Source organism: Pseudomonas cremoris (genome assembly GCF_014230465.1).
On the sequence record NZ_JAAXCY010000003.1, the window covers coordinates 136,327 to 155,296 of the forward strand.

The 18,970-nt window shown below is 60.0% G+C and carries 16 protein-coding genes; 2 read left to right on the top strand and 14 right to left on the bottom strand.

The window, feature by feature from the left end; all coding sequences use genetic code 11:
- Positions 1-103: 103 nt before the first annotated feature.
- The 8 genes from HF257_RS07300 to HF257_RS07335 all read right to left on the bottom strand — a co-directional run bounded on the left by HF257_RS07300 (position 104) and on the right by HF257_RS07335 (position 9,796).
- Entirely contained in the window at positions 104-442 is a 339-nt protein-coding gene (locus tag HF257_RS07300) for a GlpM family protein (protein WP_185707613.1), read from the bottom strand.
- Positions 442-1,779 carry a two-component response regulator AauR gene (aauR, locus tag HF257_RS07305; protein WP_185707611.1) on the bottom strand — a complete coding sequence of 446 codons (1,338 nt, stop codon included), beginning with the start codon at positions 1,777-1,779 and terminating at the stop codon, positions 442-444. Before aauR ends, HF257_RS07300 begins: the two co-directional genes overlap by 1 nt.
- Positions 1,776-3,677, bottom strand: a complete 1,902-nt coding sequence (aauS, locus tag HF257_RS07310; protein WP_185707609.1) for a two-component sensor histidine kinase AauS — start codon at positions 3,675-3,677, stop codon at positions 1,776-1,778. The genes aauR and aauS overlap by 4 nt, the downstream gene beginning before the upstream one ends.
- A 207-nt stretch (positions 3,678-3,884) precedes the next feature.
- The gene (locus tag HF257_RS07315; RefSeq protein WP_017137029.1) at positions 3,885-4,619 is read right to left on the bottom strand and encodes an amino acid ABC transporter ATP-binding protein; all 735 of its coding nucleotides are present in this window, start codon (positions 4,617-4,619) and stop codon (positions 3,885-3,887) included.
- Positions 4,616-5,287 carry an amino acid ABC transporter permease gene (locus HF257_RS07320; RefSeq protein ID WP_017137030.1) on the bottom strand — a complete coding sequence of 224 codons (672 nt, stop codon included), beginning with the start codon at positions 5,285-5,287 and terminating at the stop codon, positions 4,616-4,618. The genes HF257_RS07315 and HF257_RS07320 overlap by 4 nt, the downstream gene beginning before the upstream one ends.
- Positions 5,287-6,033, bottom strand: coding sequence for an amino acid ABC transporter permease (locus tag HF257_RS07325; RefSeq protein WP_065906793.1), 747 nt, complete (start codon positions 6,031-6,033; stop codon positions 5,287-5,289). The genes HF257_RS07320 and HF257_RS07325 overlap by 1 nt, the downstream gene beginning before the upstream one ends.
- 194 nt (positions 6,034-6,227) lie before the next feature.
- Entirely contained in the window at positions 6,228-7,154 is a 927-nt protein-coding gene (locus HF257_RS07330) for a glutamate/aspartate ABC transporter substrate-binding protein (protein WP_090366491.1), read from the bottom strand.
- A 323-nt stretch (positions 7,155-7,477) separates the two neighbouring features.
- A complete protein-coding gene (locus tag HF257_RS07335; RefSeq protein WP_185707607.1) occupies positions 7,478-9,796 on the bottom strand; it encodes a TonB-dependent receptor in 2,319 nt (772 codons plus the stop codon).
- Between the two features lie 126 nt (positions 9,797-9,922).
- Here HF257_RS07335 and HF257_RS07340 point away from each other — a divergent pair, with 126 nt between their 5' ends.
- Positions 9,923-10,633 (top strand): tetratricopeptide repeat protein, encoded by a 711-nt coding sequence (locus HF257_RS07340; RefSeq protein WP_185707605.1) that lies wholly within the window; start codon positions 9,923-9,925, stop codon positions 10,631-10,633.
- Between the two features lie 47 nt (positions 10,634-10,680).
- Here the strand turns inward: HF257_RS07340 and glpD are convergent, their stop codons facing one another.
- The 4 genes from glpD to HF257_RS07360 all read right to left on the bottom strand — a co-directional run bounded on the left by glpD (position 10,681) and on the right by HF257_RS07360 (position 15,679).
- Positions 10,681-12,219 (bottom strand): glycerol-3-phosphate dehydrogenase, encoded by a 1,539-nt coding sequence (gene glpD, locus HF257_RS07345; protein WP_185707838.1) that lies wholly within the window; start codon positions 12,217-12,219, stop codon positions 10,681-10,683.
- Positions 12,220-12,401: 182 nt separating this feature from the next.
- Positions 12,402-13,157, bottom strand: a complete 756-nt coding sequence (locus HF257_RS07350) for a DeoR/GlpR family transcriptional regulator (RefSeq protein WP_176994865.1) — start codon at positions 13,155-13,157, stop codon at positions 12,402-12,404.
- 83 nt (positions 13,158-13,240) lie between these two features.
- Positions 13,241-14,746, bottom strand: coding sequence for a glycerol kinase GlpK (gene glpK / locus HF257_RS07355; RefSeq protein WP_185707602.1), 1,506 nt, complete (start codon positions 14,744-14,746; stop codon positions 13,241-13,243).
- A gap of 78 nt (positions 14,747-14,824) precedes the next feature.
- Positions 14,825-15,679, bottom strand: a complete 855-nt coding sequence (locus HF257_RS07360) for an MIP/aquaporin family protein (protein WP_185707600.1) — start codon at positions 15,677-15,679, stop codon at positions 14,825-14,827.
- A 326-nt stretch (positions 15,680-16,005) separates the two neighbouring features.
- Here HF257_RS07360 and ybaK point away from each other — a divergent pair, with 326 nt between their 5' ends.
- Entirely contained in the window at positions 16,006-16,476 is a 471-nt protein-coding gene (ybaK, locus tag HF257_RS07365; protein WP_185707598.1) for a Cys-tRNA(Pro) deacylase, read from the top strand.
- Positions 16,477-16,611: 135 nt separating this feature from the next.
- On the opposite strand, the gene HF257_RS07370 is transcribed toward ybaK, so the two are convergent.
- The gene (locus HF257_RS07370) at positions 16,612-17,721 is read right to left on the bottom strand and encodes an ABC transporter ATP-binding protein (protein ID WP_185707596.1); all 1,110 of its coding nucleotides are present in this window, start codon (positions 17,719-17,721) and stop codon (positions 16,612-16,614) included.
- The gene (gene argF, locus HF257_RS07375; RefSeq protein WP_185707594.1) at positions 17,718-18,638 is read right to left on the bottom strand and encodes an ornithine carbamoyltransferase; all 921 of its coding nucleotides are present in this window, start codon (positions 18,636-18,638) and stop codon (positions 17,718-17,720) included. The genes HF257_RS07370 and argF overlap by 4 nt, the downstream gene beginning before the upstream one ends.
- Positions 18,639-18,970: the final 332 nt, after the last annotated feature.

Here is an 18,970-nt window from a genome sequence, read left to right on the forward strand (position 1 = left end):
GGGAGCGGGCTTGCTCGCGAAAGCGGTGTGTCAGTCAAAGATGTTCCAACTGAACCACCGCTTTCGCGAGCAAGCCCGCTCCCACAATTTTGATAGCGTTGGGTCAGTAATGTACGCGAACCCACACGTTGACCAATATCGTCGCCGCGATCAACCACGCCACCGCCGCAACGGCCAGCGACGCCTCCAACCGCATCCGGTCCACCATCACGTACAGCGTCGCCAGGTACACAAAGTACGGAATGATCGACCACATCCCGAACAGGATAGTGGTCTTTAAATCCTCCACCGAGCGGCCCTTGCCGACGATGTAATGGGCGATCAGCGCAAAAGTCGGAAACAGCGGCACCAGACCTGCGATGTAATAGTTCTTGGTCTTGGCCAGCGCCGCTAGAACCAGCACCATTGCTGCGCCAAGGGCGGCCTTTAATAGCAGATCCATCAGTGGCTCAACCCGTATTTCTTGACCTTGTCGAACAGCGTGGTCTTGGCCAGCCCCAGTTCCTGGCTCGCCTGGGTCAAGTTGCCGCCGCTGCGTTGCAAGGCATCGCTGAGCAGGTTACGTTCGAAGGCTTCCACCGCTTCGGTAAAGGCCAAGCCACCGCTGCCGCTGCCGGCGCCGCTTTTCTTGAAGGCGGGCAGGCCGAGGGCAAAACGTTCGGCGACGTTGCGCAGTTCGCGTACGTTGCCCGGCCAGTCGTGGCTCATCAGGGTCGACAGGGTCTGGTTGTCCAGCTCCGGCACACTGCGGTCAAAACGTAGCGACGACTGCTGCAGGAAGTGTTCGAACAATTGCAGGATGTCTTCACGGCGCTCGCGCAGCGGAGGCAGTTCCAGGGTGACCACGTTGAGGCGGTAATACAGGTCGCTGCGAAATTGGCTGGCGCGGCTCAGTTCGTCGAGGTCGGACTTGGTGGCCGCGATCACCCGGCAATCCACCGCTACGCTCTGGTTGGAACCCAGACGTTCCAGGGTGCGTTCCTGCAACACGCGCAGCAGTTTTATCTGCAGGTTGATCGGCATGCTTTCCACTTCATCGAGGAACAGCGTGCCTTCGTGAGCGTGCTCGATCTTGCCGATGCGGCGTTTGCCGGCGCCGGTGAAGGCGTTGGCTTCGTGGCCGAATATCTCGCTTTCGAACAGGTTCTCCGGCAGGCCGCCGCAGTTCAGGGCAACGAACTGGTGATCGTGGCGGCGGCTGAAATCATGCAGGCAACGGGCGACCAGTTCCTTGCCGGTGCCGGTCTCGCCTTCGATCAAGACGTTGGCCGAGGTGTCGGCGACGTTGGCGATCAATTCGCGCAGGTTCTGCATGGCCGGCGAGCGGCCGATGATGCGGCCTTCCAGGGAGTCGCGCTCGGCCAACTGGCGACGCAGCGACCAGACTTCTCGTGCCAGCCCGCGTTGTTCCAGGGCGCGGCGAGCCACGTCCACCAGGCGTTCGGGGGAGAAGGGTTTCTCCATGAAATCGTAGGCGCCGTTGCGCATCGCGCCGACCGCCATGGAAATATCACCATGGCCGGTGATCAACACCACCGGCAGGCTTTTATCCAGGGCCTTGAGGCGGGTGAGCAACTCCAGGCCGTCGATGCCCGGCAGGCGGATATCGCTGATCACAATGCCCGCGAAGTTCTCGCCGATACGTTTCAGCGCCTCTTCGGCACTGCCCACGCCGACGCTGGGAATGTCCTCCAGGGTCAGGGCCTGCTGGCAGCCGAGCAGCACATGGGGATCGTCTTCGACAATCAGGACGGTGAGGTCTTTAGGGTCAGTATTCATGTGGACTCAGCTTTTTGAGTACCCACCAACGGCAGGCACAAGACAAAGGCAGTACCACCACCGGCCGGGTGCTCCACGGCGAGGTTGCCGCCGGTGGCCGCCGCGAGGCTGGCGGACAGGGTCAGGCCCAGGCCCAGGCCTTGCTCGCCGGGTTTGGTGGTAAAGAACGGTTCGAACAAATGCTTGCGCGCCTCGGGGTCGATGCCGTGGCCGTTGTCGCGCACCAGCAGGCGGTATTTACCTTCGCTGGTGCCGCCTTCCAGCCACAGTTGCGGGGCCGGCTGGGCTTGCATGGCGTCGAGGGCATTGCCGATCAGGTTGACAAGAATCTGTTCCAGGCGCGTCTGGTCGATCTGCAATTGCGCGGGGGAAAAGTCGCTGTGCAGGGTTAGCGGCAGGCTGTCCAGGCGTGCGCCGAGCACCTGGAACGCGGCATCCACCGCTTTTGTCAGGCTGGCCTCGCCTTGATCGTCACCGCGCCGGGCAAAGGAACGCAGGCTGGCGGTGATGCGGCCCATGCGGTCGATCAGTTCGTTGATGGTCTTGAGGTTGGCGCTGGCGGTGTCCAAGGCGCCGCGTTCGAGGAAACGCACGGTGTTGCCGGACAAGGTGCGCAGCGCGGCCAAGGGCTGGTTGAGTTCATGGGCGATGCTGGTGGACATCTGGCCGATGGCCGCCAGTTTGCCGGCCTGCACCAGTTCGTCCTGGGCGCGGCGCAGGGTTTCTTCGGCCTGGCGTCGTTCGCGGATCTGGCCCTTGAGCCGTTCGTTGCTGGCGCGCAAGTCGGCGGTGCGTTCGGCAATCCGACGCTCCAGCTGGCTGTTGGCTTCCTGCAAGGCTTCTCGCGCGGCGAGGCGGGTGGCGATGACCTTGCGCCGCTCGTTCCAGGCGATCAACAAGAACGCCACCAAACCAAAGGCGACGGCCACCAGGATGCCTTGGTTGATCGCGGCGCGGCGCAGGTCATTCAGGGGCGTGAGCAGGGTGAAGTTCCACGGCGTGTCGTTGAGCGGACGCGTCTGCGCCAGGTAGCTGACTTCGTGCTCGTCGTTGACCACTTCGCTGTTGGCCGGGAAGGTGAGTTTTTCGGTGCCTTCGTTGAGGCGTTCGCGGGCCAGGGGTTCCAGTTCGTTGAGCGTGGCCCAGTAATATTGCAGGCTGTGGGCCAGGCGCTCTTTAGTGTCATCGCTCAGCGGCCGCACGGCCTTGAGGCGGCGGGCCGGATCGCTGGACAGGATGATGATGCCGTTCTCGTCGCTCACAAAGGCTTCAAGGCGAGCGCGCTGCCAGCGTTCTTCCAGCGCTTCGAGGCGCACCTTGACCACGGCCACGCCGATGATTTTGCCGTGTTCTTCCAGGCCATGGGCCAGGTAATAACCGGGTTCACCGTTGGTGCTGCCGATACCGTAGAAGCGCCCGGGTTGGCCACGTACAGCATTCTGGAAATAGGCACGGAAGGACAGGTCTTCACCCTGGTAACTGTCGGCATCGCGCCAGTTACTGGTGGCCAGCACACGGCCGGTGGTGTCCATCACGTAGATGGCGCGGCTGCGACTGCGTCGGTTCAGGCCTTCGAGGTAATCGTTGACGGTCTTGCGGGTTTCCTGGCTCGGGTCGGCCAGCAGCTTGGAAACGCTGGACTCCAGCTCGAGAAGGCTGGGCAGGTAGGTGTATTTGCTCAGTTCGCTCTCGACGGTGCGGGCGTGCAGCTCCAACTGGCGTTCGCCGGTGTCGCTGAGGGTGCGGATGCCATAGTACTCACTGACCCAGAAGCCGATAAAACCCAAGCCGATCATCAGGGCGACGATCAACGGCGGCAGGAACAGCTGGCGAATCAGACGAGGCTTCACGGCAAGTGATGGCGGCGCGGCGCGATATTGATTGGGGTCGCATTTCATCACAGATGCCTTGGGTCAACCAGCAGTGCGAGCAGGCTTGTGTAGTGAGCGGGCTTGCCCCGCGCTGGGGGGCGAAGCCGCCCCAAAACCAGGCACCCTAGTTCTGTCTGGAGAAATACGGTGACTGGGTTAGGGCGGCTTTGCCACCCAGCGCGGGGCAAGCCCGCTCACTACACAAGCCCGCCCCACAGGATGGGTGGTGTTGCTTTAGTGCTGCAGGATTTTCTCAAGGAAGTGCTGCGCGCGTTCGGAGCGGGCGCTGATGTCGCCGAAGAACTCTTCTTTAGGGCAGTCTTCGATGATCTTGCCGGCGTCCATGAAGATTACGCGGTCGGCCACTTTGCGGGCAAAGCCCATTTCGTGGGTCACGCACATCATGGTCATGCCTTCGTGAGCCAGTTGCACCATCACGTCCAGCACTTCGTTGACCATTTCCGGGTCGAGGGCGGAGGTCGGTTCGTCGAACAGCATGACGATTGGGTCCATGGCCAGCGCGCGGGCGATAGCCACACGTTGTTGCTGGCCGCCAGACAACTGGCCCGGATGCTTGTGGGCATGCGCCGACAGGCCAACGCGGTCGAGCAGTTGCAGGCCTTTCTTGGTGGCCTCTTCCTTGCTGCGGCCGAGTACCTTGATCTGCGCGATGGTCAGGTTTTCGGTGATGGTCAGGTGTGGGAACAGTTCAAAGTGCTGGAACACCATGCCCACGCGCGAGCGCAGTTTCGGCAGGTTGGTCTTTGGGTCGGCGATGGAGGTGCCGTCGACCACGATGTCGCCCTTCTGGAACGGTTCCAGCGCGTTGACGCACTTGATCAGGGTGGATTTGCCCGAGCCCGAGGGCCCGCACACCACGATCACTTCGCCTTTTTTGACATCAGTGCTGCAATCGGTCAGCACCTGGAAGTCGCCATACCACTTGTTGATGTTCTTGATAGAGATCATACGGCAAACCTTTTTTGCAGACGCTTGACCAGCAGCGAGGCGGAAAAGCTGATGATGAAGTAGACGACACCGGCAAAGATCAGGAACTCATTGGAGCGGCCGATGATGTCGCCGTTGGAGCGGGCGGAGTTGAGGAAGTCCACCAGGCCCACGGTGTAGACCAGCGAGGTGTCCTGGAACAGGATGATCGACTGTTGCAGCAGCAACGGGGTCATCTTGCGGAACGCCTGGGGCAGGATGATCAGGCGCATGGTCTGGCCATAGGTCATGCCCATCGCTTGCGCTGCGCCCATCTGGCCCTTGGGGATCGACTGCACGCCGGCCCGCACGATTTCACAGAAGTACGCGGCTTCGAACATCATGAAGGCCACGACGCAGGAGGTGAACGCACCGATCGGGGTGTCTTCGCCAGTGATCCAGCGCAGCACGAATGGCACCGCCAGGTAGAACCAGGTGATCACCAGCAGCAGCGGGATCGAGCGGAAGTAGTTCACGTAGGCGCCGGCCAGGCGTGACAGCAGTTTGCTGGACGACAGGCGCATCAGCGCAAGCACGGTGCCCAGTGCGATGCCGCCGACCACGCCCATGACCATCAACTGCAAGGTCATGACCATGCCGTTCCACAGGCCTGGGATTGCGGGGATGATGCCGCTGAAATCGAAGTCCATTATTTACCCCCCACGGAGATCAGGCCGGGCACCGCGACTTTCTTCTCGACCAGGCGCATGAGCAGCATCAGGCTCATGTTCAGGGTGAAGTAGATCAGCGTGGCCAGGGTGAAGGCTTCAAACAGGTTGGCCGAGAACTCGGCGGTCTGCTTGGTTTGCGCCAGCAACTCCATCAGGCCGATCAAGGACGCCACGGAGGAGTTCTTGAAGACGTTGAGGAATTCCGAGGTAAGCGGCGGAATGATGATCCGGTAGGCCTGGGGCAGCAGCACGTTCCAGTAGATCTGCGGCAGCTTGAAGCCCATGGCGCGCGCGGCAGATTCCTGACCGCGTGGCAGCGCCTGGATACCCGTACGCACTTGCTCACACACACGAGCGGCGGTGAACAGGCCGAGGCACACCACGACGCTCAGGTAGGCCGACGTGGTCGGGTTGAGGTCTTGCTTGTACCAGTCCTGCAGGTTTTGCGGCAGCAGGTCGGGTATCAGGAAGTACCAGATGAACAGCTGCACCAGCAGCGGCACGTTACGAAACAGTTCCACGTAGCAGGTCGCGATGCCCGATACGATGCGGTTTGGCACGGTGCGCATGACCCCCAGAATGGAGCCCAGCAGCAAGGCGATAATCCATGCCACAACAGCGATGGCGATGGTCCAGCCCAAGCCAGCGATGTACCAGTCGAGATAAGTCTCGCTGCCAACGCCGGTGGACTTGAAGAACACGCCCCAGTCCCAGTTGTAATTCATTAGGGTCTCCCCTCGAGATCGATCAATGTACAAGCACCCGCTTGGGGAAAGTCCATTCCCGCCCGGCGGCGAACGCCAGGCACACAAGATCGGCTCGAAAACCGCCAGGTCGAGTGTTCCAAAATAAAACCAGCAGGTAGTAACAGACGCCTGAGGGAGGGTTGGCTCCCTCAGGAGATAAGCTTAGTCAGGTATCAGATTTTTACGTCAGGCGCTGGCTTGTCGCTTGGGTTGGCGATCAGCTCCTTCACCTTCTCGCTCATCGGGAAGTTCAGGTTCAGGCCTTTTGGTGGAATCGGGCTCTCAAACCACTTGCTGTAGATCTTGTTGATCTCGCCGGATTTGTACAGGCCAACGATGGCGTCATCGACAGCTTTCTTGAACGCAGGGTCGTCTTTACGAACCATGCATGCGTAGGCTTCGAAGGACTGCGGAGTACCGGTGATAACCCAGTCATCGGGCTTCTTGGCCTTGGCTTCTTCACCGGCCAGCAGGGCGTCGTCCATCATGAAGGCAACGGCACGGCCGCTTTCCAGCATCTGGAAGGATTCGCCGTGGTCTTTGGCGGAGATGACGTTCATGCCCATTTGCTTGTCGGCGTTCATCGCTTTGATGATGCGCTCGGACGTGGTGCCAGCGGTGGTCACGACGTTCTTGCCTTTGAGGTCGGCAAAGTCAGCGTAGGACGGCTTGCCATCCTTGTCTTTCTTGACCAGCAGACGGGTGCCGATCTCGAAGATGTTGACGGTGAAGTCGACTTGCTGGGCGCGCTCGGCGTTGTTGGTGGTGGAGCCGCACTCGAGGTCCGCGGTGCCGTTCTGGATCAACGGGATACGGGTTTGCGAGGTAACGAGGTTGTACTTGACCTTGAGATCGGGTTTGTTCAGGTCTTTTTTCAGGGCTTCAACAACAGCCAGCTGAACGTCGTGGGAGTAGCCCACAGGTTTGCCCGAACCATCCGCGATGTAGGAAAACGGAATGGAGCTGTCGCGGTGCGCGAGGGTGATGGTGCCGGAGTCGTTGATTTTCTTCAGTGTGCCGGTGAGTTCGGCGGCGAAAACTGGAGTGCTGATCAGAGCAGCAGCGATAGCTGCGCCCAGGATATGGGGAACGATGCGCATCAATACTTCCTCGACATTTGTTTTTTTTATGAAGCCGGCTAAACGGCTCTCTTGTACAGCGAATGCCCGTGACGGCTCCTGAGGCGTCTCAGGCAATCGTCAGGGAGTGTAGAGCATGAGTCGTGCCAGACCAGGAATAAAAGATTAACTACTTGATTTATATCGAGATTAACTTTGTGTGACGAGGAATTTGTAACCGAGGAGTACGGCAAACCGAATAGGGTGGGGGATAGTGTTCGGAAAACCGAATGGCCGTCGGCGCGATCATGGAACGTGAAAAAGCCCCGCGAGGGTTAGCTGCGGGGCTTTTTCCAACGAAGTGATCAGAACGTATAGTCGGCCGACACCACCGCCGCACGACCATCACCCGGAACGGCCCAACCGTTGTTGCGGATGCGCGTCAGGTATTCCTTGTCGAACAGGTTGTTGACGTTCAACTGCAGGTTCAACTGTTTGTTCACCTTGTAACCCAGCATCGCGCGCTGCACCGCGTAGCCGGGCGCAGTCGGTGCTCCGGCGGCGCTGACCAGATACTGCTTGGACTGCGCGGTGATGCCGTAGCCCACCTGGAAGTCGTATGGCAGGTCGTACACCGTCCAGAGGCTGGCCGCGTGTTTTGGCGTGAACGGCAGCGGTTCACCTTTCTGCGTATCGATACCGGTCGTCGCCAGGGTGTAGTCGCTGGCACTGCGCAGTACGCGGGTGTCGAGGTAGGTGTAGTTGGCGAAGACCTTCCAGCGATCGGTCAATGCACCGCTCAGGCCCAATGCCACGCCATCGGCCCGCGCTTTACCGTCCAGGGTTTGCGTGCCGCTCAGGTTGGTTGGGTCGTTATCGGCAACCTTGTAGTTGGTGCGGTCATTGCGGAAGATCGCGCCGGTGACTGACAGGGCGTTGTCGAGGAAGTCCCACTTGGTGCCGATTTCATAGCTGACGGCGGTTTCCGGAGCGACGTTGCAGTTGTTGGTGGCCACACTGGAGGTTTTGGCCGGGGTGTAGCAACCGCCGTTGACGCTCGCTTGGGACGGGGTCTTGCTGTTGCCGTAGGCGACATAGAAGCTGCCGTTCTCCGCAGGTTTGTAAACCAGTGCCAGGCGATAGGACGTCAGGTCATCCGCTTGGCCATAGCGGGTACCCGGTGTTTCCACGCCGGTGGCGGAGTAGGCATTGCTGACTGAGCTGCCCGCGTTGTGCTCGTAGCGCAAGCCACCGTTGATTTCCCATTGCGGGTTCAGCTTGAGCGTGTCGAAGGCGTAGGCGGCCCGGTTGTTCAACGCACCATCGACGTGGGCTGCACGGGTGAAGTTGACGGGGCCTGACCAATAGGAATTTGGGTCACTGAAACTGACCGGCGGCGGCACTATCGTGCTGCCATTGCTGTTGGTCAGCCATTTTCCGGTATCCGCTTCGTATTCCTCGCGGCTGATGGCGATGCCGGTCACCAGCGTATGGTCGATAAAGCCCGTGCTGAAGTGGCTGGTCACGTCCGTCTGGTTGGTGAACATCTTGTTCTGGGTGTTGCGCTCGTTGCCCAGCGAGCCGCCGCTCGGCTGGAAGAAGCCTGGCTTCAGGCCTGCGGCGCAAGGCGCACCGGTGATCTGGGTGCCGCTGGCCAGGCAGCCGGCTTGCGCGCCTTCGGGGCCGGAGGCGCGCAAGTCTTGGCGCACGCGTTCAACGCGGGTGAAGTTGCGCACGGACACGGCGTCGTTGAAGTCGTGCTCAAGCTTCAGGCTGAACGCGTCCGAGGTGATTTGCTGGTCATTGATGTTGTGGTAGCCGTAGTAGTCGCTCCAACCCACACCCGGCATGGGTTTGCCGTTGTAGATCGGGATGCCGTACTGCGGTGTGTTGTCATCTTTCTGATGTTCATAACTGACGGTGACCCGTGTCGGCGTGCCCAGGCCAAACGCGATGGAGGGTGCAATGCCCCAGCGCGAGTAATCTTCATAATCGCGCCCCGGCACATCATTACCATGGGCCATGAGGTTCAGGCGGAACGCCGTGGTGTCGTTGAGTTGCTGGTTGGAGTCCAGGGTGATGCGCTTGTAGCTGTCGGTACCGATACCGGCGCTGAGTGTGGTTTTGTCACGCAGTTCGGGGGTTTTGCTCACCAGGTTGATGGTGCCGCCGACTGCGCCCGAACCTGAATACACGGAGCTTGCTCCGCTGACGACCTCGACCTGCTCCAGGTTGAACGGGTCGGTGCGGCTGTATTGCGCGCTGTCGCGAACGCCGTCGACGTAGATGTCGCCGCTGGCGGAAAACCCGCGCAGGTTGATGCTGTCACCGTAGCCACTGCCGCCCTCGCCGGCACCGAAGGTGATGCCCGGCACGGTGCTGAGCACATCGCGCAGGGTCAGCAGGTTTTGATCATGAATGACTTCCTTGGGCACCACCGTGATCGTCTGCGGCGTGTCGCGCAGGGCTTCGGTGTACTTGGGGGAAGAAGGAGCCACAGGGTTGTAGGTGCTTTGGGCCTGACCTTCGATGCTGGTCGCGCCTAGCTGGATTACCCCTGTGCCGTCATCTGCCGCAGTCTCCGCTGCATAACTGAATCCTCCTTGCGCAGCCACTGCCAAACCCACCGCCGATGCGAGCAAATGCCGCGTTGAGAGGGGGGCAGAACTGATCCCGGTAGCCATTGAGTGATCTCTTGTTAATAGAATTGATATACGGTCGTAATTGATAACCGATCTCAAATGTAATAGTTTGTAATCAAATGTTTCATGAAACTTTCGTCAGGTTTGGTCATCGAGGCACACACGAAAATGCACAGTGAACCGTCGGACATCGGCGAGAACCCGCGTGCCTATACGCGGTGGGTGATGCACGCCGCGCAATTGGGCGACGTGGACGCCCAAGCGACCCTCGGGCAGTTGTTGCTGGACGGGCATGGCATCCAGAAAGACCAGGCGTTGGCGTTGAGCTGGTTCCGCATCGCTGCACAGCATCGCCATCCGATGGCGATCAACATGATCGGCCGTTGCCTGGAAAATGGCTGGGGCAGTGACATCGACTTGCCTCAAGCGGCCCTGCATTATCGGCAGGCGGCCGGGCTGGGCCTGGATTGGGGTTTGTATAACTACGGTCAATTGCTGACCCGTGGTCGTGGTGTCGAGAAAAACCTCTCAGCCGCCTTCACGCTGTTCGGTCAGGCCGCAGCCAAGGGCCACGCCAAGTCGATGAACCTGCTCGGGCGTTTTCATCACGAGGGCGTGGTGGTGCCCAAGGACGTGTCGCTGGCTCGACAGTGGTATCAGCGCGCGGCTGAGGCTGGGGATTTTCGTGGGCAATACAACCACGCTGCGGAGCTGGCACAACAGGGCGATGAAGCCCAGGCGTGCCTGTGGCTGGAGCGGGCACTGCTGACGGCGACACCGGGCTTTCTGCAGGCGGCTTATCCGGTGTTGCTGGGGTCGGCCTTCACGGGCATTCGAGACATGGGTTTGCGCTATCAGCAGCAGGCGCTCAACCCATGAAAAAGCCCCTGGACCTTTCGGTGCAGGGGCTTTGATGGGGCGTTGTATCAGGCGGCTTCGATCTTGCCGCGGTTGTGCTCGACCTTGGCCAGGTAGCGCTGCACGTTGTCCTGTTCTTCCGGGGTGGTGAACAGGCCCAACTTGGTACGACGCCACAGCACATCTTGGGGCTGGGTTGCCCATTCTTCAGTGCACAGATAATCGACCTCACGGGTGTACAACCCGCCACCCAAGTGGTCGCCGAGGTCGGTCAACGACTGCACGCCTTCCAGCAAGCGCCAGGTGCGGCTGCCGTAGGTGGTAGACCAACGGCGCGCGATTTCACTCGGCACCCAGTCAAATTTGTTGCGAATGGCGTCGGCCAGGGCTTCTGGCGTGGTCATGTTTTCGCCGCCAGGCAGGCTGGCCGTGGCGGTCCAGCTTGGGCGCATCTGAGTGAAGTACGGGGCCAATTGCGCCATCGCCGACTCGGCGAGCTTGCGATAGGTGGTCAGCTTGCCGCCGAACACCGACAGGATCGGCGCTTCGCCCGTGCCGCCGGACAGTGCCAGGGTGTAGTCGCGGGTGATGGCCGACGGGTTGTCCGACTCGTCGTTGCAGAGCGGGCGCACGCCGGAATAGGTGTGCACGATGTCGTCGCGGCTCAGCTGTTTCTTGAAGTGTGCGTTGACCACCTTGAGCATGTAGTCGGTCTCACCTTCGGTGATCGCAACTGCAGCCGGGTCGCCGGTGTATTCGCGGTCGGTGGTGCCGATGATGGTCAGGTGGTTCAGGTACGGAATGGTGAAGACGATGCGCTGATCTTCGTTCTGCAGGATGTGCGCGTGGGCGCCTTCGTACAGTTTTGGCACGATCAGGTGGCTGCCCTGGATCAGACGGATGCCGTAGGGCGAATCGAGCTTGAGGTCGTCCTTGATGAACTTGGCGACCCACGGGCCGGCGGCGTTCACCAGTGCGCGGGCACGGATCGAGAACAGGCTGCCGTCGGCACGTTCCATGTTCATTTCCCACAGGCCCTTGCTGCGATGGGCGCTGATGCAGCGAGTCTGGGTGTGGATGTGTGCGCCTTTTTCGCGGGCGGCCATGGCGTTCAGCACCACGAGGCGGGCGTCATCGACCCAGCAATCGGAGTATTCGAAGCCTTTGGTGATTTCGCTTTTCAGCGGGCTGTCGGCGCCGAACTTGAGGCTTTTCGAACCGGCGAGCTTTTCGCGCTTGCCCAGGTGGTCGTACAAGAACAAGCCTGCGCGAATCATCCAGGCCGGACGCAGGTGTGGGCGGTGCGGGAGTACGAAGCGCATCTGCTTGACGATGTGCGGCGCCTTGGCCAGCAACACCTCACGTTCGGCCAGGGCTTCGCGCACCAGGCGAAATTCGTAATGTTCGAGATAGCGCAGGCCGCCGTGGATCAGCTTGCTGCTGGCAGATGAGGTGTGGCTGGCCAGGTCGTCCTTTTCGCAAAGGAATACCGACAAACCGCGCCCGGCTGCGTCTGCTGCAATGCCGACGCCATTGATCCCGCCGCCGATTACGGCTACGTCATAGACTTCGGCAAGCGGTGGGGCAGGCAAGGTGGAAGGGTTCATCGGCTGGCCTCGCGACTGTTTTTCGTCTTGGAATTCGAACATTAATGTTCATTTGCGAAAATGGTAGCTGATAAATGCGGGCACAGCTACCCGACTTCGATTGAAAAAACTCATCGAAGGGCGGGGAAAGGAAAATTTGTGAACAATTTGATAGTTCCCACGCGGAGCGTGGGAACGAGCGTTCAAACGACTTCCAGTCGGACCTTGTGCTGATTCAAAAGCTGCACCAGCGCCGGCACCGGCTGCTGATCCGTTACCAGGCAATCCACCAGGCTGATTGGCCCCAGGCGAATCATGGCGTTGCGTCCGAATTTGCTGGAGTCCGCCGCCAGGATGACCTGGCGCGCATTGGCAATGATCGCCTGGGAGACGCGTACTTCCTGGTAATCAAAGTCCAAGAGGCTGCCATCTTCATCAATCCCGCTGATGCCCACCAAGGCAAAGTCCACTTTGAACTGGTTGATGAAGTCGACACTCGCCTGGCCCACGACACCGCCGTCACGCCGCACGTTACCGCCGGTCAACAGCACGTCGAAGTCGTCCTTGGCGCTGAGCATGGTGGCGACGTTGAGGTTGTTGGTGATGATTTTCAGGTGGCTATGGTTGAGCAGCGCACGGGCGATGGACTCGGTGGTGGTACCGATATTGATGAACAGCGAGGCATGGTCGGGGATTTGCGCGGCAATGGCTTCTCCGATGCGCTGTTTCTCGTCACGCATCTGGTCGGCACGCATGGCGTACGCGGTGTTTTCGACACTGGAGTCATAGGCCGCGCCGCCGTGGTAGCGGCGCAGCAGGTTGGCGTCCGCCAGCTGGTTGATATCGCGGCGGATGGTTTGCGGGGTGACGACGAAGAGCTGCGCCATTTCCTCGATACTGACGTAGCCGCGTTCGCGAACCAGTTCGAGGATTTGTTGTTGGCGGGGAGGCAGATTCATGAGGCGTCCTTTGGGCTGCCATACAAAAGTGGCCCATGATGACGCAGGAATCTGCTCCCTACCAGTTACAACCCGAGGTTGGCTTATTCAGCGCCTTCGTGCGGCTCCCAGTCTCGGGTGCGGCTGACCGCTTTTTGCCAGCCGGCGTAGAGCTTCTCTTTTTCGCTCTCTTCGAGTTGCGGTTCGAATTCGCGCTCGATCACGGCCTTGCCACGCAACTCGTCCAGGCTGCCCCAGAAGCCGCACGCCAGGCCCGCCAAGTAGGCGGCGCCCAATGCGGTGGTCTCGCGCATTTGCGGGCGCTCGACCTGGGTGCCGAGGATGTCGGCCTGGAATTGCATCAAGAAGTTGTTGGCCACCGCGCCGCCGTCCACGCGCAGGGCTTTGAGGCGTTCGCCGGAGTCCTGCTGCATGGCGTCGAGTACGTCACGGGTCTGGTAGGCAATCGACTCCAGGGCTGCGCGAATAATGTGATCCACGCGTACGCCACGGGTCAGGCCGAACAGTGCGCCACGGGCGTACGGGTCCCAGTACGGAGCGCCCAGGCCGGTAAACGCGGGTACCAGGTACACGCCGTTGCTGTCTTTGACTTTGCCAGCGAAGTATTCGGTGTCATGGGCATCGTTGATGATTTTCAGCTCATCACGCAGCCACTGCACGGTGGAGCCACCGTTGAACACGGCACCTTCCAGGGCGTAGGCCACTTCGCCACGCGGGCCGCAAGCGATGGTGGTGAGCATGCCGTGCTTGGATTTCACCGCTTTGTCACCGGTGTTCATCAGCAGGAAGCAGCCAGTGCCGTAGGTATTCTTGGCTTGGCCGGCTTCGACGCACATCTGGCCGAACAGTGCGGCCTGCTGGTCACCGGCGATACCACCGATGGCGATGCCGCTTTTGGTGCGGCCGTAGATTTCCGACGACGACTTAACTTCCGGCAACATCTCACGCGGGATGTCGAGAGTCTCCAGCATCTTCGCATCCCACTCCAGGGTGTGGATGTTGAAGAGCATGGTGCGCGAGGCATTGGTGTAGTCGGTGACGTGGGTCTTGCCGCCGGTAAATTTCCAGATCAGCCAGCTGTCGACGGTGCCGAACAGCAGTTCGCCATTGCGCGCACGTTCGCGGCTGCCTTCGACGTTGTCGAGGATCCATTTGAGCTTGGTGCCGGAGAAGTACGGGTCGGTGACCAGGCCCGTGGTGTCGCTGATGTATTGCTCGTGGCCGTCGCGCTTGAGTTGCTGGCAGATCTCAGTGCTGCGGCGGCATTGCCAGACGATAGCGTTGTAGATCGGGCGGCCGGTGACCTTGTCCCACACCACGGTAGTTTCACGTTGGTTGGTGATGCCAATGGCAGCAACCTGGTCATGGTGCAGGCCGGCCTGTGCCAGGGCTTCAACCATCACCGCACTTTGGGTGGCGAAGATTTCCATTGGGTCATGTTCTACCCAACCGGCTTGCGGGTAATGCTGGGCGAATTCACGCTGGGCGGTGCAGACCACGTTGGCGTCACGATCAAAGATGATCGCCCGGGAACTGGTGGTGCCTTGGTCGAGGGCGATGATGTAGTTCTTATTCTGAATATCGGTCATGTCGAATGCCTTGGAAAATAAGAAAATCGGTAATCAGCCTGGGCCGCGAAGAGGGCAGGTGCGTCCAGGCTGGCGCTATCAGGAAATACGGGTCTTGCCGTTGACAGCCGTGTCAGTTGTTTCAGCTATAGCAGGTGCGGCGCTCGGCAAGTGACGGGCAATCAGCCCGCGATAGGCCGCAGCACCGAGGCATGCACCGACAATCGGCGCGAAAATCGGTACAAGGAAGTAGGGAATATCGCGGCCGCCAGTGAAAGCCATTTCACCCCAGCCAGCGAAAAACGTCATCAGCTTGGGGCCGAAATCCCGCGCCGGGTTCATCGCAAAACCGGTCAATGGGCCCATGGCGCTGCCGATTACCGCGATCAGCAAGCCGATCAGCAGGGGCGCCAGCGGGCCACGTGGCAGGCCGTTGTTGTCATCGGTGAGGGCCATGATCACGCCCATCAGGATCGCGGTGATGACCACTTCTACCAGGAACGCCTGGGCGGTGCTCAGCAGCGCATGGGGGTAGGTGGAGAACACCGACGCCAATTCCAGGCTGGCTTGGGAGCCGCGAACCATATGGTGGGTTTGTTCGTAATCGAAAAACAGGTTGCTGTAGAGGGTGTACACCAGCGCTGCCGAGCAGAAGGCGCCGGCAACTTGGGCAAGGATATAGAAGGGCAGTTTGCGTTTTTCGAAGTCGGCGAAAATACACAGGGCGATACTCACCGCTGGGTTGAGGTGAGCTCCGGAAATGCCGGCACTCAGGTAGATCGCCATGCTGACGCCAACCCCCCAGATAATGCTGATTTCCCATAAACCAAAGCTGGCACCCGCCACCTTGAGCGCAGCGACACATCCGGTGCCGAAGAAGATCAGAAGCGCAGTCCCCAGGAATTCGGCCATGCATTGACTCGAAAGCGAGGGCTGTTGAAGAGCAGTAGTCATGGAAAACCTCAGTTGTTGTTCTTGTCTGGCGCACGCCCTCAACGGAGCGTTGCGCGATTTTCACCGTGGCAAGGATCCCCATCCCGGCCGCGGCTTCCTGCTCGATTGCTGTAGGTGCATTCCTACAGTATTCGGAAACGAAAAAATATAGACAAGAATGACGGCTGTCAAAGGTCGAAAGTGAACCATCGGTCACTTTCAAACTATTGATTGGGTGAATGACCGCGCTTGTAACATTGTGTGTGTGCGTCAAGGTGCGCGCGGTAGAGCGTTTTATGCGGGGTTGGCCTAGAATTGGCCATCTGTTTGCCACGCCTGGAGCCAGCATGACCCCTGCATTGGACCTGTTGAAAAAAGTTCGCGCCGAACATCGCATCCACAGTTATGAACATGATCCCAAGGCCGCATCCTATGGCCTGGAGGCCGCGGAGAAGTTGGCGCTGGACCCGGCGCAGGTGTTCAAGACCTTGCTGGCAAGCAGTGAAAAAGGTGAGCTGCTGGTGGCGGTGGTGCCGGTCGTCGGAAGTCTGGACCTCAAGGCCCTGGCGCACGCCGCAGGAGTGAAAAAAGTCGAAATGGCTGACCCGGCGGCGGCGCAACGCTCCACTGGCTATTTGCTAGGGGGCATCAGCCCGTTGGGGCAGAAAAAGCGTTTGCGTACATTTATCGACGAGACGGCGCAGCCGTTCGCGACGATTTTTGTGAGCGCGGGGAGACGGGGATTGGAAGTGGAGCTGCCGGCAGCGGTGCTGGCGGAATATACCCAAGCCAAATTTGCACCGATTGGCCGGGCCTGAATCTATTTTGATGTGTATGGAAATCTAAGTGTGGGAGCGGGCTTGCTCGCGAACACGGTGTGTCAGTCACAGATTTACTGGCTGATCCACTGCATTCGCGGGCAAGCCCGCTCCCACATTTTTGATCCGGTTTTTTCAGTGGGCTGGACTGTAGCGCCGCACGCCCGAATCGGACTGCGGAATCTGCGCTGCCACACTGCCCGAGGCCTGGAACAACACCAGATGCTCAGCTGCCACCCGAATCCCCACGTCTGCACCGACCTGATGGTCTGCATGGCTTGGGAAAATCGATTCCAGCTGCGCGCCCGTCGGCAATTGCAGGCGGTATAACGTCGACGCACCCAGGAACGTCTTGCCGACGATCCGCGCCTTCAGTGCGCTATCGGGCGCATAGACGATGTCATCCGGACGCAGCAGCACATCTACGGCTCCACCGGTCGGCCAGGTGTAGGCGCGATTGCCGCGCAGGTCACCCAATTCGGTACTGACGGACTCAGGCGAACTCAACTGACCTCGGATGAAATAACCCTGGCCGATAAAGCTCGCGACGTAAGGCGTTTGCGGTTCGTGGTACAGGTTGTAGGGCGTGTCCCATTGCTCCAGGCGGCCTTCCTTGAACACGCCGACCTGATCACTCACCGCGAACGCTTCTTCCTGGTCGTGGGTAACCAGGATTGCACTGGTACCGCGCGCCTTGAGAATGTCGCGCACCTCGTGGCTGAGCTTGCGCCGCAGTTCGCCATCAAGGTTGGAGAAGGGTTCGTCCAGCAACAGCAGTTGCGGCTCAGGCGCCAGTGCACGGGCGAGGGCGACGCGTTGTTGCTGGCCGCCGGAAAGCTCGTGCGGGAAGCGTTTGCCCAGGTTCTTCAGGTTGACCAGCTCCAGCAACTCGGCCACCACGCGGTCTTTTTGCGGGTGCTTGCGAATGCCGAAGGCGATGTTGTCGGCCACGCTCAGGTGGGGAAACAGCGCGTAGTCCTGGAACACCATGCCGATACGACGTTTCTCCGGCGCGAGGGTGAAACCGGCACTTGAGATCACTTCGCCTGCCAGGCTGATTTCGCCTTCGTGTACCGGCTCAAAACCGGCAATCGCGCGCAGGGTGGTGGTCTTGCCGCACCCAGAGGAGCCCAACAGGCACCCGATGTCGCCAGCGTTGAGGTGCAGATTGAGGTTCTGCACCACCCGTTGATCTTGATAGCCGCATGCCAGATTGCGCAGGTTCAGCAGTAATGGCTGGCTCATGCGTGGTGATACGACGGTGCAACGAGGAATTCGAGCAGCGCCTTTTGCGCGTGCAGGCGGTTCTCGGCCTGGTCCCAGGCGACCGAGCGCGGGTCGTCTAGCAGGTCGAGGCTGATTTCTTCGCCACGGTGCGCCGGCAGGCAGTGCATGAACAGCACGTCCGGTGCGGCCAGGTCGAGCAGGGCGCGGTTCACCTGATACGGGGCGAACAGGGCCAGGCGTTTGGCGGTTTCGTCTTCCTGGCCCATGGAGGTCCAGACGTCGGTGCTCACCAGGTGTGCACCCGTCACCGCGTCACGCGGGTCACGCACCAGGGTCACGCGGTCACCGGCTTGCTCGAGGAAGCGCGCATCCGGCTCGTAGCCTTCCGGGCAGGCAACGCGCAATTTGAAGTCGAACTGGATCGCCGCTTCTATATAGCTGTTGCACATGTTGTTGCCATCGCCGATCCAGGCCACGGTCTTGCCCTGGATCGAGCCACGGTGCTCAAGGAAGGTTTGCATGTCGGCCAGCAACTGGCACGGGTGCAGGTCATCGGACAGGCCGTTAATCACCGGCACACGGGAGTTGGCGGAAAATTCGGTCACGGTGCTGTGGGCAAACGTGCGGATCATCACCGCATCGAGCATGCTCGACATGACGATGGCGCTGTCGGCAATCGTCTCGCCACGGCCCAGTTGGGTGTCGCGCGACGACAGGAAGATGGCTTGGCCACCCAGTTGGATCATGCCGGCTTCGAACGACACACGGGTACGGGTCGACGACTTCTCGAAAATCATCCCGAGTACACGGTTTTTCAAAGGCTCGAACAATACGCCGCGGTTACGCAGGTCTTTAAGCTCAATGCCTCGACGGATCACGCTGACCAGCTCTTCGGGCGTGCAATCCATCAGGGAGAGAAAGTGCCTTGCGCTCATCATTAACTACCTTTTTGCAACAGACCGCAGATACTCAAAGCCTTGTTTATTGTGACAACGGGCGAGACCTGCGGCGAAAGCCGCACGGGGCGACGAAATAGGGGAAGGCGCGATCTTATAATTAAATGTCGCGTCTTACCAATAGGGCTACGGTTTTTAAGGGTGTTCAAGAAGGGCGCGAGAGCGCTTTTGAAGACGATTTCCAGACAGCAGCGGGCCATTTGTACACTGGCGTCACGACCTTTTGCAATCCGCTGAGGCGGGCCTGAGCCAGGTTGTGTCGGTTTCAACGACAGTGTGGGAGGTTTCTGAAACATTTGCTCATGCTTAGC

Bases quoted from the DNA above. Each gene is read 5' to 3' on its own strand.
- HF257_RS07300 (WP_185707613.1), bottom strand. From the start codon at position 442: ATGGATCTGCTATTAAAGGCCGCCCTTGGCGCAGCAATGGTGCTGGTT.
- aauR (WP_185707611.1), bottom strand. From the start codon at position 1,779: ATGAATACTGACCCTAAAGACCTCACCGTCCTGATTGTCGAAGACGAT.
- aauS (WP_185707609.1), bottom strand. From the start codon at position 3,677: ATGAAATGCGACCCCAATCAATATCGCGCCGCGCCGCCATCACTTGCC.
- HF257_RS07315 (WP_017137029.1), bottom strand. From the start codon at position 4,619: ATGATCTCTATCAAGAACATCAACAAGTGGTATGGCGACTTCCAGGTG.
- HF257_RS07320 (WP_017137030.1), bottom strand. From the start codon at position 5,287: ATGGACTTCGATTTCAGCGGCATCATCCCCGCAATCCCAGGCCTGTGG.
- HF257_RS07325 (WP_065906793.1), bottom strand. From the start codon at position 6,033: ATGAATTACAACTGGGACTGGGGCGTGTTCTTCAAGTCCACCGGCGTT.
- HF257_RS07330 (WP_090366491.1), bottom strand. From the start codon at position 7,154: ATGCGCATCGTTCCCCATATCCTGGGCGCAGCTATCGCTGCTGCTCTG.
- HF257_RS07335 (WP_185707607.1), bottom strand. From the start codon at position 9,796: ATGGCTACCGGGATCAGTTCTGCCCCCCTCTCAACGCGGCATTTGCTC.
- HF257_RS07340 (WP_185707605.1), top strand. From the start codon at position 9,923: ATGCACAGTGAACCGTCGGACATCGGCGAGAACCCGCGTGCCTATACG.
- glpD (WP_185707838.1), bottom strand. From the start codon at position 12,219: ATGAACCCTTCCACCTTGCCTGCCCCACCGCTTGCCGAAGTCTATGAC.
- HF257_RS07350 (WP_176994865.1), bottom strand. From the start codon at position 13,157: ATGAATCTGCCTCCCCGCCAACAACAAATCCTCGAACTGGTTCGCGAA.
- glpK (WP_185707602.1), bottom strand. From the start codon at position 14,746: ATGACCGATATTCAGAATAAGAACTACATCATCGCCCTCGACCAAGGC.
- HF257_RS07360 (WP_185707600.1), bottom strand. From the start codon at position 15,679: ATGACTACTGCTCTTCAACAGCCCTCGCTTTCGAGTCAATGCATGGCC.
- ybaK (WP_185707598.1), top strand. From the start codon at position 16,006: ATGACCCCTGCATTGGACCTGTTGAAAAAAGTTCGCGCCGAACATCGC.
- HF257_RS07370 (WP_185707596.1), bottom strand. From the start codon at position 17,721: ATGAGCCAGCCATTACTGCTGAACCTGCGCAATCTGGCATGCGGCTAT.
- argF (WP_185707594.1), bottom strand. From the start codon at position 18,638: ATGAGCGCAAGGCACTTTCTCTCCCTGATGGATTGCACGCCCGAAGAG.